The organism is Pseudarthrobacter sp. NIBRBAC000502771 (assembly GCF_006517215.1).
Taxonomy (GTDB): domain Bacteria; phylum Actinomycetota; class Actinomycetes; order Actinomycetales; family Micrococcaceae; genus Arthrobacter; species Arthrobacter niigatensis.
Genome location: NZ_CP041187.1, coordinates 573,631 through 587,915, shown reverse-complemented (window position 1 = coordinate 587,915; position 14,285 = coordinate 573,631). Strand labels below are relative to the sequence as shown.

Sequence of the window (14,285 nt, the reverse complement as noted above, 5' to 3'; positions counted from 1 at the left end):
GGGACCGTTGCCCCGCTTCAGCTCCAATGGCGGGCAGCAACTAGGGTTGACCCTGTACAACTCACACGGACTGAAGCGGGGCAACGGGCAATGGCGAAACGCGGACGGTCGGCGAACCGGGCCGGACGCCCGGCAGCCGGTGTGGTTGAGGTTCCCAAGGGGGCTGTGGTGAACGGCCCGGCAGAGGGCGTCTACTACATCGATACGGGCGACTGTGAACTCATCGCCGACCAGGACAACTCCACCGGCTGGCTCCTGAAGATCAACGGCGTCATGAGCTCGCACATTGACCTGGCCGACCCGCTGTTCCTGGACTTTGAGTACATGCGGTGGATGGCGGCGCTCATTGAGTCGCGGTGGCCGCCGTCGGACGTTTCCTCGGCCAAGCTGCGCGGGCTGCACCTGGGCGGCGGTGCCTGCTCCCTGGCCCGCTACTTCTCCGCCGCCTACCCCGATGCGCGGCAGGTGGTGGTGGAGCTGGACGGGAAGCTCGCCGAGTACGTGCGCGGCTGGTTCGACCTTCCCAAGGCGCCCCTGCTGCGGATCCGCGTGGGTGAGGCCCGCGCCGTGACCGAAACCCTCACGGAGCACACCCGGGACTTCATTATCCGCGACGTCTTCGCGGGGGCATTCACCCCCCGGCCCCTCACCACCGCCGAATTCAACCAGCACGCCAAGCGGGTCCTGGCGCCGGGCGGCCTGTATGTTGCCAATTCCGGTGACGCCCCGGACCTGAAGAACGCCCGGGAGGACGCGGCCACCATTGCGGCCGCCTTCAAGCACACGGTGATCATTGCCGATCCCGCCATGCTGAAGGGCCGGCGGTACGGAAACATGGTGATGGCCGGCAGCGACGTGCCCTTCGGGGACGATCCGCAGCTTCGCCGCCGGCTCCTCGGCGGGGCCGTCCCGGCGCACCTGTGGGATGACGACCAGGTGCGGGCATTCGCGGCGGGGGCTCCGGTCCGCCACGACGCACCCGCACCCTGACCCCGCAAGCACGGCCAGGGAACCCGGGGGGCGTGGGCCCACGCAGTTATCGTCTTCAGCGGCCCAGGAGTGCATCGCGGTGCTCGGACATCCGTTCCCTGAGGGCCTGCACGACGGCGGCCACCGCGGGGCGGCGGAGTGAGTCCGGACGCAGGACCATCCAGTAGGGGAGCAGTTCGCCGATCTTTTCGGGCAGCAGGCGGACCAGGTCGTCGTGGAGGTCGGCCATGAAGCACGGCAGGAAGCCGACGCCGGCGCCGGCACGGGTGGCCTCGACATGGACGAACACGTTGGTGGAGGTCAGGCCGTCCTTCATGGCGGGAACGAGCCGCCGCGGCGCATCGAGGTCGTCCACCTGGAGCATCGAGTCCACGAAGTAGACCAGCGGATGCCCGTTGAGTTCGGCCACGGTGGCGGGTGTCCCATACTCTGCAAGGTAGGCGCGGGAGGCATACATGCCCAGCCGGTAATCGCCCAGGCGGATGGCCTCCGCGCGGTGCACCTGCGGCTCGCCCACCACCACTTCGATGTCCAGCCCTGACCGCTGCTGCAGCGCCCGGCGGGTCATGGTGACCACCTCCACGCTCAGGCCCGGATGGTCCCGGCGCAGCCGTGCCACGGCAGGGGCGGCAATGTAGGCGCTGAAGCCATCCGTCGCGGTCATGCGCACGACGCCGGCAATCGGGTCGGGTGCCTGGCCGCCCGGTCCCAGCGTGCCCAGCACCGCCTCCACCTGTTCGGCCGCCCGCACGGCGCGTTCGCCAAGCTCCGTGAGTTCCCAGCCGCCCGCGGCACGGGACAGGACCCGGCCGCCCAGGGACTTCTCGAGCGCGGCGATCCTGCGCGAGACGGTGGTGTGGTTCAGGCCCAAGGCTTGGGCCGCCGTCGTGAACCTGGCGGAGCGGGACACCGCCAGGAGCACCAGCAGGTCATCGGGGTTCGCGTTCATATCTGCAATTGTGCACACGTTGACTGCCTCTTTGGCCATTGAAGAGCCGGACCTGTGCAGCAATACTCATCTGAGTCACTTGTGCTGGAGATCACAGCACGTGTCAATGTGGACACTGAGGAGAACCATGAGCATTGAGCAAGGCCTGGCGAACGACGCCGGGCATGCACCCAAGGGAACGGGCCTGAAGAAGATTGTCGCCGCCTCCATGGTGGGCACGGTGGTGGAATGGTACGAATTCTTCCTGTACGCCACCGCGGCCACCCTGGTCTTCGGCAAGTACTTCTTCCCCGCCACAGGCAACGACCTGGACGGGATCATCCAGGCGTTCCTGACCTATGCCGTGGGCTTCCTCGCCCGCCCGCTGGGCGGCATCGTCTTTGGCCAGATCGGCGACAAGCTGGGCCGGAAGCCCACGCTGCAGCTCACCATCATCATCATCGGCGTTTCCACGTTCCTGATGGGCTGCCTGCCGGGCTTCGCCGACATCGGGTACCTGGCCCCCGCGCTGCTAGTGGCCCTGCGCTTCATCCAGGGCTTCGCGCTGGGCGGCGAATGGGGCGGTGCCGTGCTCCTGGTGGCCGAACACAGCCCCAACAAGACCCGCGCCTTCTGGTCCAGCTGGCCCCAGGCGGCCGTCCCGGTCGGCAACCTCCTGGCCACCCTGGTGCTGTACATCATGTCCACCACCCTGAGCAGCGAGGCCTTCCTCGGTTGGGGTTGGCGCGTGGCGTTCTGGCTCTCCGCAGTGATCGTCTTCGTGGGCTACTACATCCGCACCAACGTCAGCGAATCGCCCATCTTCCTCGAAGCCAAGGAACTGGTGGAGAAGGAACAGGCCGTCAGCTACGGCGTCTTCGAGGTCCTGCGCAAGTACCCCAAGGGCATCTTCCAGGCCATGGGCCTGCGGTTCGCGGAAAACATCATGTACTACCTGGTGGTCAGCTTCGCGATCGTGTACCTCAAGAGCGTGCACAAGTACGACACTTCCTCGCTCCTGCTGGCGCTGCTGATCGCGCACCTCATCCACTTCGCCATCATTCCGCAGTACGGCCGCCTCGCGGACCGGATTGGCCGCAAGCCCGTTTACCTGGCCGGCGCCATCCTGGGTGCCACCTGGCCGTTCTTCGCCTTCCCGATGTTCGATACCAGGAACGCCGTCGTCATCGTCCTGGCCGTGACCATCGGCCTGTGCCTGCACGGCCTGATGTATGCGGGCCAGCCCGCCATCATGGCCGAGATGTTCCCCACCCGCATGCGGTACTCCGGCGCATCCCTCGGCTCGCAGGTGACGTCCATCTTCGCCGGTTCGCTGGCGCCGCTGCTGGCCACCCAGTGGCTGAAGGACACGGGTTCGTGGCTGCCCACCGCCATCTACCTGGTGGTGGCCTGTGCCATCACCACGGTGGCCGTGCTAAGCCTGAAGGAGACCAAGGGCATTGCCCTGGAGGACGTGGACCAGGAAGACGCGGCCCGCGAGGGGCTGCTGACCGCTGGACGCCGCTGACCTGGCTGTTGGGTTGACCCGGCCGCTGGACCGTCCGGGCGCGCAAGTCGTTGGCTGTACACAAGGAGAACTGGAATGGACAACACGTTGAATGGACGCAAGGCGCTGGTCACCGGCGGTGCCAGCGGAATCGGGGCCGCCTGCGTGCGCGCACTGGCGGCGCGCGGAGCGAAAGTGGTGGTGGCCGACGTCGATGCCGCCGCCGCAACGTCCCTCGCCGATGAGGTGGGCGGCAGCGCCTGGGAAGTGGACCTGTTGGACGTCGACGCCCTGGCCGGGCTGAGCCTTGACTGCGACATCCTGGTCAACAACGCCGGCATCCAGCGCATCAACCCCATCGAGGAGTTCGATCCCGCAGACTTTCGCAGGCTTATCAGCCTGATGCTGGAGGCCCCGTTCCTGCTCATCCGGGCTGCCCTGCCGCACATGTACGCCAACAAGTTCGGCCGCGTCATCAACGTGTCCTCGGTTCATGGACTGCGCGCCTCTCCGTTCAAAAGCGCGTATGTCTCGGCCAAGCACGGCCTGGAAGGGCTCAGCAAGGTGACCGCGCTTGAAGGGGGACCGCACGGTGTTACGTCGAACTGCGTCAACCCCGGATACGTGCGCACGCCTTTGGTGGAGAAGCAGCTCGCGGACCAGGCCAAGATGCACGGCATCCCGGAGTCCGAGGTCCTGGCGAAGGTGATGCTCACCGAAGCCGCCATCAAGCGCCTGGTGGAGCCGGACGAGGTGGCGTCCCTGGTGGCCTGGCTGGCGTCCCCGGACGCCGGCATGGTCACCGGCGCCAGCTACACCATGGACGGTGGCTGGTCGGCCCGTTAGTACTTCAGTCCAGGGGTTTGACCAGCCGGTGGTCAAAGAAGAAGACGCCGTACGGGGTCTTTACTCCCACTGACCGGCGGTCCTGCCACACGACGACCCCTTCGCGCCTGCCGCTGAAGGGGTCGTCGCCCATGACGGTGTCCCCTACCCGGTAAGGGCAGCGGGGGCCGAAAACCGTCAACGTGCGGCCCCATGCCCCGGAAAGGGCGGACCCCAGGCTGACGGGCCGGCCCATGCCGGAAAGATCCTGTGCGTAGTCCCTGGCCATGTGACCAACTCCTTCAAGCGGCAGCCTGCCGCCTGCTAACGGTGCTGGTTGGCGGAATGCTCCCAGCGGAGGATGGTCCTCCCATTCCGGCCGCCACCGTACGGCTACGCTAAGCGCTATTCACACCAGTCACACCAGTAACAGGTACTCATTTTCCGGTGCTGCGACTACTTGGCCGGGACGGCCCCGCTGATGATCTCTTCGGCGTGGTCAAAAGCCCAGGCTGCCAGAGGCACGAGCAGCGCACTCAGTTCGTAGCCCCGGTCGGTGAGGCTGTAGTCCACCCGGGGCGGAATGACAGGCTGGGCTTTCCTGCTGACCAGGCCGTCGCGCTCCAGGGTCTTCAGCGTCTGTGCCAGCATCTTCTCGCTGATGCCCTCGGCCCGCCGCCGCAGGTCGCTCCACCGCTGTTCGCCCTCCGACAGGGCAATGAGGAGCAGGACGCCCCATTTGCTGGTGACGTGGTCGAGCAGTGTCCGGCTGGGGCACCCGGCCGGGAACACGCCGTCGTCAAAGGCCATGGGCAGGGGAGCGGCTCGCATGCCGCCAGCTTACTCCAGGGCCAGTACCTTACTTCAGAGTGCGTACTCCCTTTTGGGAAGTTATCCGCCGACGAGCCGGTTGTGCCCTTCGACAGAGCAAAATCCCGAAAGGAATCATCGTGAGCATTGTTGTTACAGGCGCCACTGGCCAGTTGGGCCGCCACGTTCTTGAAGCACTCCTGGAGCGTGGGGTGGCGGCCGGGAATATTGTCGCGGCCGGCCGGTCCGTGGAGAAGCTGGCGGACTTCGTGGAGCGCGGGGTACGCGTACAGCCGATGGACTACGCCGACGCCGGATCGGTTGCCGCTGCCCTGAAGGGCGCCACGCGGGTGCTCCTGATCTCCGGCAGCGAAGTGGGACAGCGGGTTGACCAGCACCGCACCGTTATCGAAGCGGCCAAGGCCGAGGGCGTGGAGCTGCTGGCCTACACCAGCATCGCCAACGCGGACACCACGTCCATGTTGCTGGCCGACGAGCACAAAGCCACCGAGGCGCTGCTGCGTGAGTCCGGGGTTCCGTTCGTGCTGCTGCGCAACGGCTGGTACCTGGAAAACTACACGGAGCAGCTGCCCGGAACGCTTGCGCAGGGCGCTGTTGCGGGAAGCGCCGGTGACGGCAAGGTCAGCGCCGCTGCCCGGGCCGACTATGCCCACGCGGCTGCCGCGGTTTTGGTGGCCGACGGCCAGGCCGGCAAGGTTTACGAGCTTGGCGGCGACGAGGCCTTCAGCATGGCGGACCTCGCTGCGGAGATCAGCGCGGCCACCGGGAAGGCCGTCAGCTACAACGACCTGCCCGCGGGGGACTATGCGGAACTGCTCGCGTCCGTGGGTGTGCCGGAAGCCTTTGCGGAGATCCTGGCGGATTCCGACCTGGGCATTGCGCGCGGCGACCTAATGGTCAGCACCGGCGACCTCCGGCGGCTGATCGGCCGCCCGACGACGTCCCTTGGCCAGGCGGTGCGGGCCGCCGCTGCTGCCGCGTAGGACAGCCGAACTGAAAGGTGCCCGTCCCCATATAGGGGCCGGGCACCTTTCGCTCTGGTTGCCGGACGGCGGCGTTATTCGCTTCGCCGCCGGCGGGTGTGCTACGTGGGCACTACTTAACGAGGTCGTTGGTGTAGGTCTCGGAAAGCTTGATCTCCTTGTTTCCCACATCCGGGTTGGCTACCTGCTGGGTCTTCAGGACTGCCTGGACCCCGTCGTCGGTAAAAGTGCCGTCCTTGCTCAAAGTTTTCTTGAGGTCATCGATGACTTTGGCGTAGAGATCCTTGTCGCCGCCGGCAAAGCTTTCCGGCATTTTGGCTGCGATTTCTGCCCCCGAATGCCCGTTGATGTACTCCAGGGTCCGCTTGATGGCCTTGGCCAGCTTGGCGGCGGTGTCCTTGTTCTGGTTGAGCCAGTCAGTCTTGGCGTACAGGCAGGCGGAAGGCCAGGAATCGGTGGCGAACACTTCCTTCAGGCCCTCGGAGCTGCGGACATCCTCCAGGACCACTGGGTTGTGGCCGATGCGCTTGGTAAGCACTGAGACGTCCGGTTCGAGCATCACTGCGGCGTCAACCTGGCCCTGCTCAACAGCGGCAACGGCAGATGAGCCGGCGCCGATGGCGGAAACAGCTGCATCAGACTGCTGCATGTTGTTCTTGGCCAGCAGGAACTTCACGAACATGTCGGTGGAAGAACCCGGAGCTGTGACGCCCACATTCTTGCCCTTCAGGTCCGCGATGGACTTGATCTGGCCTTCGTTCTTCGGGGACACCAGCAGGGCCAGGCCGGATGACTGGCCCATGTCCACGAACGCTTTGATCTGCTGGTTCTTGGCCTGCATCTGGATGGTGTGCTCGTAGTACCCGCTGGTCACGTTGGTGCTGCCGCCGATCATGGCGGTCAGGGCCTTGGAGCCGCCCTGGAGGTCCTGGAGCTCAACATCCACGCCCTCATCCTTGTAGTACCCAAGTTGCTGGGCCAACGTGGTCGGGAGGTAGGTCAGGAGGGTCTGTCCGCCGACGCCAATCACCACCTTGCCACCGCCCCCGCCGCCGGCAGTGGCCGATCCGCTTTGGCCGGGAGGGGCCGCCGCGGGTGCGCCGCAGGCTGAGAGCGCCAGGGCAACTGACGCAATGAGGGTCAGTGGCCGGAGGAGGACCCGGCCACGGCGCCGGGTTGCTTTCTGTGTCATGAGTGTCCCTTTCAGGCGGGTTGTTGAGTTTCTGCGCAGGTAAAGCAGCTCTTGGGCCGGGCGGGGTCAGGGGTCAGGAAGACCGTACCGGGCGCCACCTGAGCAGGTGCCGCTCCAGGCGGTTGACGAGGAGGTCGATGATCAGGACGACGATCATGAGGATGAACATCCCGGCAAACACGCCCTTGGTGTCGAACACGCCCTGGGCCTGGGCGATGGCATATCCAACTCCGCCCGAAGCACCCAGGTACTCACCCACCACTGCGCCGGTGATGGCGAAGCCGACGCTGATATGCAGGCTGGAGAAGATCCAGGTCAGGGCGCTGGGGATGAAGACGTGGCGCAGGAGCTGCTTTTCGCTGGCCCCCAGCATCCTGGCGTTGTCCACCAGGACCCGGTCCACGCTCTTGACCCCTTCCAGGGTGTTAAAGAAGACAATGAAGAACACCAGGGTGAAGCCGAAGGCGACCTTGGACCAGATGCCAAGGCCGAACCACAGCAGGAAAATCGGAGCCAGGACCACGCGCGGGAGCGCATTGAACATCTGGAGGAAGGGGTCCAGCAGCCGCTCAAGGAAGCGGACGCGGGCGAGGATAAAGCCCAGGAGAAGTCCGACGGCGGCTCCCACCAGGAAGGCGAGGATGGCTTCCTGCATGGTCACCCAAAGGTGGGGGAATACGAACCCTGAGGACACCCAGAGCCATACGGTCTGGAAGATGTCCGAAGGGAGGGGGAAGAAGAATTCGTCGATCACCCCGGCCCGTCCGAGGACCTCCCACGCTCCCAGGACGAGAACCGTGAGGAGGAGCTGGATGCTCCGCATGGCCAAGGGTGACATTTCTCCCCGGCGGGCCGGCCGGCTGGCGGGCCTGCGGTCCTGGGTGCTGCCGGGAGAGCCGTTCCCGCGGGACCCGGGCCTCCGTGAACCGAGTATGGTCACGCCGCTTCACCTTCCTCCGCCATAGCGTTTTCGTAGGTCTTTGAAACTTCGACTTTCAGGCGGCCCCAGATCTCGCGGTGCAGCGCCACAAACCGGGGGTCGTCACGGATATCCAGCAGGTCGCGCGGGCGGGGGATGTCGATTTAGTAGCTTCCCACCACCGTGCTCCCGGGGCCGGCTCCCAGAATGACCACTTCATCGGACAATGCGATCGCTTCGTCGAGGTCGTGGGTAATGAAGACCACTGCCTTGCCGGATTCCTGCCAAAGCTGCAGGAGTTCGTTTTCCATGATCTGGCGGGTCTGGACGTCGAGGGCTGAAAATGGCTCGTCCATGAGGAGGATGTCCGGGTTCACTATCCAGGCCTGTGCGATGGCCGTGCGCTTGCGCATGCCGCCGCTGAGCTGGTGCGGATAGCGGTCCGCGAAGTTCTTGAGGCCCACCTTTTCGAGCCAGCGCCGCGATTCAGAGTGGGCCTCCGCCTTGGAGACGCCGGCCATGGTCAGGCCCAGGCTGACGTTGTCGATGACCGTTTTCCACGGCAGCAGGGCGTCCTGCTGGAACATGTAGGACGCCCGGCGGTTCACTCCCGCCACCGGCTCTCCGAAGCTCTTGACCTCTCCGAAGCTGGGAGTCAGAAGCCCTGCTGCCATGTTCAGGATGGTGGACTTGCCTGATCCCGTCGGGCCGACGATCGAGACGAAGCGGCCGGGTTCCACCTTCAGGTCAATGTCGCGGACTGCGAAGTAGGTCTCGCCCCCGGATGTTGGAAATTGTTTGGTGCACCCGGTGAGCTCCACGGCATATCCGGACGTGGCTGGCTGTGCAGCTGGCATCTTTGCCTCTTCCCGGCCAACTCCGGCCGTTTGTTTCCCCCTGTTGGTCCACGCTGTCGGAACGAAAGTGGTGCATCGGTCCGCGTCCGGAGACCTGCGTGCGGCCTCTGGTGGTGTTACTCGTCGGCAGGTCTTTCCTGCCACATCGTGGGTTCTCCATCATGATGTGGACCTGATGGTAACAGTTACTTCGGTCACACTCAACGACCCCTCGGCTCATACACTTTCCCCATGAGCTCCAGCGAAACGTCGGCCACGCCCCTGTTGGTCCTGCGGAAGATCACTGCCATCCTCGATGCTTTCTCCCTCGCGCAGCCCGAGCTGTCGCTGGCCGAGATCCGTTCCAGCACCGGGATACCGCACTCCACCGTCCAGCGCCTTGTGGCGAACATGGTGCAGGAAGGGATTCTGGACAGGCACGGAGACCGGTACCGGGTGGGGGTGCGGATGGCCCACTGGGCGGCACCGGCAACCCAGGGGCTGGATTTCCTGGAGCTGCTGACGCCCGTGCTGCGAAGGCTTCGTGACGAGTTGGGCGAGACCGCCTGCATCTTTCGCGAATCCCAAGGGAAACGGGTTTGCATCGCCCTGGCCGAGACCCGCCGCATGCTCCGGCGGGCGGTAAGTGTCGGTGAAATCATGCCGCTGCACGTGGGTGCGGCGGGGCGGGTCCTGCTGGCCTGGAATCCGGAAGTTGCCGAGCGGGTGTACCGGTCGGGCCTGGCATCACTGACCGACCAGACCATCACCGATGCCGCGAGCCTGGAAGAATCGGTCGCCAAAGCCCGCGCGGACGGCTTCGCCATCACCACCGGTGAGCGCGTGTCCGGCGCCAGCGGCATCTCGGCGCCGATTTTCGGCCCCCAGGGCGAACTCTTCGGCGCTCTTACGGTGATGGGGCCCGCCCTGAGGATGCCCTTCGACGTCTGCGCGTCCTGGGTGGAACAGGTGCTGGCGGCCGCAGAGGAGGGTACCAGGGTCATCGGCGGCACCATCCCGCAGTAGCGACGATTTCACCTCCCTCTATCCACATTGTGAATTTAGGTCCACAATATGAGTTGTCGTGCCAACGATGCTTCGCGATCCCACGGCAGGCCGGGCAACGCGGCCCGGGCACCGGTTGCCGTCAGAACAGGAGTCCCAAAGATGGTGGAAACTTCCCAGACCGCACCCCCTGACGGCATGCGCGCCGGGCAGAACGCAGACGCTGGACCTGGCGGACGGTCGTGGACAGGGCCCGGCGCTGCACCTGCCCCTGGCGCTGCCATGGAAAAGGCCGGCGGCCCGTTGACCGGCGTGCGTGTCCTGGAGCTCGGATCACTTATCGCAGGCCCGTTTGCAGGACGGCAGCTTGCAGACTTTGGCGCGGAAGTCATCAAGATCGAGTCTCCCGACCGTCCCGACCCCATGCGGGAATGGGGGCGGGCCCGGGTGCATGGCCACACGCTCTGGTGGGCGGTCCAGTCCAGGGGGAAGAAATGCGTGACGCTGGACCTCAAGTCACCCCGCGGACGTGAACTGTTCCTGGAACTCTGCAGGGAAGCCGACGTCATCCTCGAGAATTTCCGCCCTGGAACACTCGAGAAACTGGGGCTCGCCCCCGATGTGCTTTGGCAAAGCAACCCAGGCCTGGTCATCGCCAGGGTTTCCGGCTACGGCCAGACCGGACCTGATGCCAACAAGCCGGGTTACGCGTCCGTGGCAGAGGCCCGCGGCGGCCTGCGCCACCTCAACGGCTACCCGGACCAGGCTCCGCCACGGACGGGCATTTCGCTGGGGGACAGCCTGGCGTCGCTCTATGCGCTGCAGGGAATACTGCTGGCCTTGTATTGGCGGGATGCCAGGGGAGGGACGGGGCAGGTCGTGGACGTGTCCCTTGTTGAGGCATGCTTTTCCCTCCTGGAAAGTGCCGTTCCCGATTATGCGGCTCAAGGTATTGTGCCCGGCCCCAGCGGTTCCGGGCTGAAGGGCATAGCGCCGTCGAATATCTTCCGCTCCAGCGACGGAAAGTGGGTGGTGATCGCTGCCAACCAGGACTCTGTGTTCGTGCGGCTGGCTGCTGCAATGGGCACCCCGGAGCTGGCTTCCGACCCCCTCTACAGCAACCATGCTTCCCGGGGAGTCAACCAGGAGGCGTTGGAACAACTGATCGCCGAATGGGCGGCAGGCTTCAACCACTCGGAACTGGTGGCGTGCCTTGACCGGCACGCTGTTCCCAACAGCACTGTGAGTACCATCGAGGACATCTTCGAAGACCCCCAGCTCCGGGCGCGCGGGATGCTGGTTGAAGTTCCCGATGAACAGTTGGGGGCGGTGGTCCAGCCGGGCGTCATCCCCAAGCTGTCCCGGACCAGCGGCGGCATCGCGTGGAACGGGCCGCTGTCACCTGGCTCCCACAACAGCGACGTCTACGGGGGCCTGCTCAAACTGAACGACGAAGAACTGCAGCATGCCAAGGACGAAGGTGCCATCTGATGAACGGAATTGCGGGAACCGGTACTCGCGGAGATTCAGTCTCCATCGTTGACGTCAGTCCCCGGGATGGGCTGCAGAATGAAAAGATTCCGGTCAGCACCCACGACAAGCTGCGCCTAATCAACGATCTGATTGCCCTGGGCGCCAGGCGGATTGAAGCCGTGAGCTTCGTCAACCCCAAAAAAGTTCCGCAAATGGCGGATGCCGATGCCGTCATGGCCGGGGTGCCGCGGGATGCCGGCGCCAGCTACATCGGCCTGGTTCTGAACACCCGCGGTGCGCACAGGGCCGTGGACGCGGGTGTGGACGAGATCAACTACGTCCTGCCCGTGACCGATGCCTTCGCCGCAGCCAACCAGAACACGACTGTCGCCGCCGCCCTGGACGCGCTGGAAGAAGTATCCGGAATCGCCGCCGCTGCCGCCATTCCCGTCACGGTTACGGCCGCCGTAGCTTTCGGTTGTCCGTATCAGGGTGACGTGCCTGGAGAGCAGGCTCTTTCGGTGGTCCGCAGGGCACTGCAACGAGGTCAGCTGGCCGAGGTTGCCTTGGCGGACACCATCGGCTGCGCCGTCCCATGGCAGGTCAACGAGGTCTTTGCTGCCCTGGCATCCGAAACAGGTGTGCCGCTGAGGGCCCACCTGCACGAAACGCGACACACTGCACTGGCAAACACCTATGCGGCCATGGCAGCCGGCGTCAGGGTCTTTGACAGTGCCGTGGGAGGCCTGGGCGGATGCCCGTTCGCCCCCGGCGCGGCCGGCAATATCTCCACGGAAGACTTGGCGTGGATGTTGGAACGGGCAGGGTTTGCCACGTCGATCGATCCGCTGGCAGCCACCGAACTGGGGCGCTGGATCTGCGCCAAAGTGGAGACGGCCCCGCGCTCAGGGCTCGCCGACGCAGGAGTGTTCCCCAAGGCTGCCTAGGCCCGGGGGGAACACTCTGCGCCAAACGCCGCAACGGCGGAGTTGCAGTGACGCTTTCCTCAGCCCCGCCTGCTTCCGGCCGAAGCCTTTGTCCCTGCGGTCCCGACCACCTGCAGCGGCGGGGTCTCGTCCTCAAGGTGGGGCCGCCGTCGTCCGTCACCCTTGATCCACAGGCGGTAGGCCAGGACCTGTAGCCCCAGCCACACGGCGCCCACGTACAGCGCGATCCGGGTGTCCTCGAAGGCGCCCAGGACGGCGATCACCAGCGCCATGAACGCGATGGTCAGGACTGACGCGGCCGGCCACCACGGCGAGGGGAATTCCGACGCCGGCAGTCCCTTCGTTGCGATTTCCCGCTTCATGGCCACATGAGACGCCAGGATCATTGCCCACACCCAGACGGTGGCGAAGGTGGCGATGGAGGCAATAACGAGGAACACGTCTTCGGGGATGACGGCGTTGAGGACCACGCCCACCAGCAGGATCCCGGCCATCATGACCACGGTCATCCAGGGGACACCGTGCCGCGAGACTTTCCCGAAGGCGGCGGGCGCGTGGCCCTGGTTGGAGAGTCCGAAGAGGATGCGGCCCGCGCCGAAGATGTCGCTGTTGATCGCCGACAGCGCGGCCGTGATGACCACGGCGTTGAGGATGTGCGGTGCTGCGGGAATGCCCAGGCTGCTGAAGATCTGCACGAAGGGGCTGCCGCTGGTGCCTACCTGGTCCCACGGGAAGAGGCTCATCAGGACGCCCAGGGTGAGGACGTAGAACAGCAGCACGCGCACCGGGACGGTATTGACGGCCTTTGGGATGACCTTCTTGGGGTCGGCTGCCTCGCCGGCCGTGATGCCCAGGGTCTCGATCCCGCCGAAGGCGAACATCACCACGGCGAAGGATGCCAGCAGCCCGTCGAAGCCGTTGGGGAACAGCCCGCCGTGCCCAGCCAGGTTGCCAAGGCCGGGCGCCACTGTGGAGTCCGCGGCCTGGAAACCGAACACGATGATGGCCGCGCCGCCGGCGATCATGGCGACGATGGCCGCTACCTTGACCAGCGAGAACCAGAACTCCAGCTCGCCGAAGACCTTGACGCTGAGCAGGTTTAGCGCGGCCAGGAAGCAGATGACGGCCAGGATCCAGATCCAGCGGTCAACCTGCGGGAACCAGAATCCCATATAGATGCTGAACGCGGTGACGTCGGCAATGGCGACAATGGCCATCTCGAACACGTACGTCCAGCCGGTTACGAACCCGGCGAGGGGCCCAAGGTAGCGGCCTGCGTACTGGCTGAAGGAGCCCGACACCGGGTGCCGCACCGCCATCTCGCCCAGGGCCCGCATCACCATGAACACCGCGGCGCCGCCGATAATGTAGGCCAGCAGGACGGCCGGTCCTGCTTTCTGGATGGCGGAGGCGGAGCCGTAGAAGAGGCCCGTGCCGATGGCCGAGCCCAAGGCCATAAAGCGGATGTGCCGGACATTGAGCCCCCTGTTGAGGACTTGTCCGACGACGGCTGCCGGCTTTTGCGTTTCCACCGGACTTTGCGTCCGGGTTGGGGTGGGTTGCATAGAGTTACCTTCTCGTCTTTGGGAGGGAGCCGCTAACCAGCAGACCATTTCCAGGCCCTTCGTGATGAGGCTCACGGAGGCTTGGTGTCTTCGGTTCCAGACTGTCCGCAGTGCAATTACGCGTCGGATAGGTTCTTGCGCTGCGCAGGTCCCTTTTCGCGCGGGGTATTAGGGGTGCGAAAAGTAGGTTGCGCAGCGGATACGCGTACGACGGCGGCACGCGGGCTTTTAAGGGTGGGCCACCGTGGCGCCGGGTGGCTTTGGCGGCTAATGGCTCCGGTTTT

14 protein-coding genes are annotated in these 14,285 nt (G+C 65.3%); 7 read left to right on the top strand and 7 right to left on the bottom strand.

Translation table 11 applies throughout. The features are described from left to right. The first annotated feature begins 90 nt into the window (after positions 1-90). A complete protein-coding gene (locus NIBR502771_RS02800; protein ID WP_141158373.1) occupies positions 91-990 on the top strand; it encodes a spermidine synthase in 900 nt (299 codons plus the stop codon). A 55-nt stretch (positions 991-1,045) separates the two neighbouring features. On the opposite strand, the gene NIBR502771_RS02795 is transcribed toward NIBR502771_RS02800, so the two are convergent. After that, a complete protein-coding gene (locus NIBR502771_RS02795; RefSeq protein WP_141158372.1) occupies positions 1,046-1,939 on the bottom strand; it encodes a LysR family transcriptional regulator in 894 nt (297 codons plus the stop codon). 127 nt (positions 1,940-2,066) lie between these two features. On the opposite strand from NIBR502771_RS02795, the gene NIBR502771_RS02790 reads away from it, so the two are divergent. Then, positions 2,067-3,446 carry an MFS transporter gene (locus NIBR502771_RS02790; RefSeq protein ID WP_141158371.1) on the top strand — a complete coding sequence of 460 codons (1,380 nt, stop codon included), beginning with the start codon at positions 2,067-2,069 and terminating at the stop codon, positions 3,444-3,446. Between the two features lie 75 nt (positions 3,447-3,521). Next, on the top strand, positions 3,522-4,271 hold the full coding sequence (locus NIBR502771_RS02785) for a 3-hydroxybutyrate dehydrogenase (RefSeq protein ID WP_141158370.1): 750 nt from the start codon (positions 3,522-3,524) through the stop codon (positions 4,269-4,271). Between the two features lie 4 nt (positions 4,272-4,275). On the opposite strand, the gene NIBR502771_RS02780 is transcribed toward NIBR502771_RS02785, so the two are convergent. Both NIBR502771_RS02780 and NIBR502771_RS02775 read right to left on the bottom strand, forming a co-directional pair. Beyond that, positions 4,276-4,539, bottom strand: coding sequence for a hypothetical protein (locus tag NIBR502771_RS02780; RefSeq protein WP_141158369.1), 264 nt, complete (start codon positions 4,537-4,539; stop codon positions 4,276-4,278). Between the two features lie 167 nt (positions 4,540-4,706). After that, on the bottom strand, positions 4,707-5,081 hold the full coding sequence (locus NIBR502771_RS02775) for a helix-turn-helix domain-containing protein (protein WP_141158368.1): 375 nt from the start codon (positions 5,079-5,081) through the stop codon (positions 4,707-4,709). 119 nt (positions 5,082-5,200) lie between these two features. On the opposite strand from NIBR502771_RS02775, the gene NIBR502771_RS02770 reads away from it, so the two are divergent. Then, positions 5,201-6,064 (top strand): SDR family oxidoreductase, encoded by an 864-nt coding sequence (locus tag NIBR502771_RS02770; protein WP_141158367.1) that lies wholly within the window; start codon positions 5,201-5,203, stop codon positions 6,062-6,064. Between the two features lie 112 nt (positions 6,065-6,176). On the opposite strand, the gene NIBR502771_RS02765 is transcribed toward NIBR502771_RS02770, so the two are convergent. From NIBR502771_RS02765 to NIBR502771_RS02755, 3 genes are all read right to left on the bottom strand, one after another. Then, positions 6,177-7,256 (bottom strand): ABC transporter substrate-binding protein, encoded by a 1,080-nt coding sequence (locus tag NIBR502771_RS02765; protein ID WP_141158366.1) that lies wholly within the window; start codon positions 7,254-7,256, stop codon positions 6,177-6,179. A 73-nt stretch (positions 7,257-7,329) separates the two neighbouring features. Continuing rightward, entirely contained in the window at positions 7,330-8,196 is an 867-nt protein-coding gene (locus NIBR502771_RS02760; protein WP_210411313.1) for an ABC transporter permease, read from the bottom strand. 143 nt (positions 8,197-8,339) lie between these two features. Beyond that, positions 8,340-9,032: an ABC transporter ATP-binding protein gene (locus NIBR502771_RS02755; RefSeq protein WP_210411311.1), complete on the bottom strand. Its 693-nt coding sequence runs from the start codon at positions 9,030-9,032 to the stop codon at positions 8,340-8,342. A 231-nt stretch (positions 9,033-9,263) separates the two neighbouring features. Here NIBR502771_RS02755 and NIBR502771_RS02750 point away from each other — a divergent pair, with 231 nt between their 5' ends. The 3 genes from NIBR502771_RS02750 (at position 9,264) to NIBR502771_RS02740 (ending at position 12,436) form a co-directional block, all read left to right on the top strand. Further along, complete coding sequence (locus tag NIBR502771_RS02750) at positions 9,264-10,037, top strand: IclR family transcriptional regulator (protein ID WP_141158365.1); 774 nt, start codon at positions 9,264-9,266, stop codon at positions 10,035-10,037. 141 nt (positions 10,038-10,178) lie between these two features. Beyond that, on the top strand, positions 10,179-11,507 hold the full coding sequence (locus tag NIBR502771_RS02745; RefSeq protein WP_246839790.1) for a CaiB/BaiF CoA-transferase family protein: 1,329 nt from the start codon (positions 10,179-10,181) through the stop codon (positions 11,505-11,507). Further along, positions 11,507-12,436 carry a hydroxymethylglutaryl-CoA lyase gene (locus NIBR502771_RS02740; protein WP_141158364.1) on the top strand — a complete coding sequence of 310 codons (930 nt, stop codon included), beginning with the start codon at positions 11,507-11,509 and terminating at the stop codon, positions 12,434-12,436. Before NIBR502771_RS02745 ends, NIBR502771_RS02740 begins: the two co-directional genes overlap by 1 nt. 59 nt (positions 12,437-12,495) lie before the next feature. Here the strand turns inward: NIBR502771_RS02740 and NIBR502771_RS02735 are convergent, their stop codons facing one another. Then, positions 12,496-14,001 (bottom strand): amino acid permease, encoded by a 1,506-nt coding sequence (locus NIBR502771_RS02735; protein ID WP_210411309.1) that lies wholly within the window; start codon positions 13,999-14,001, stop codon positions 12,496-12,498. Positions 14,002-14,285: the final 284 nt, after the last annotated feature.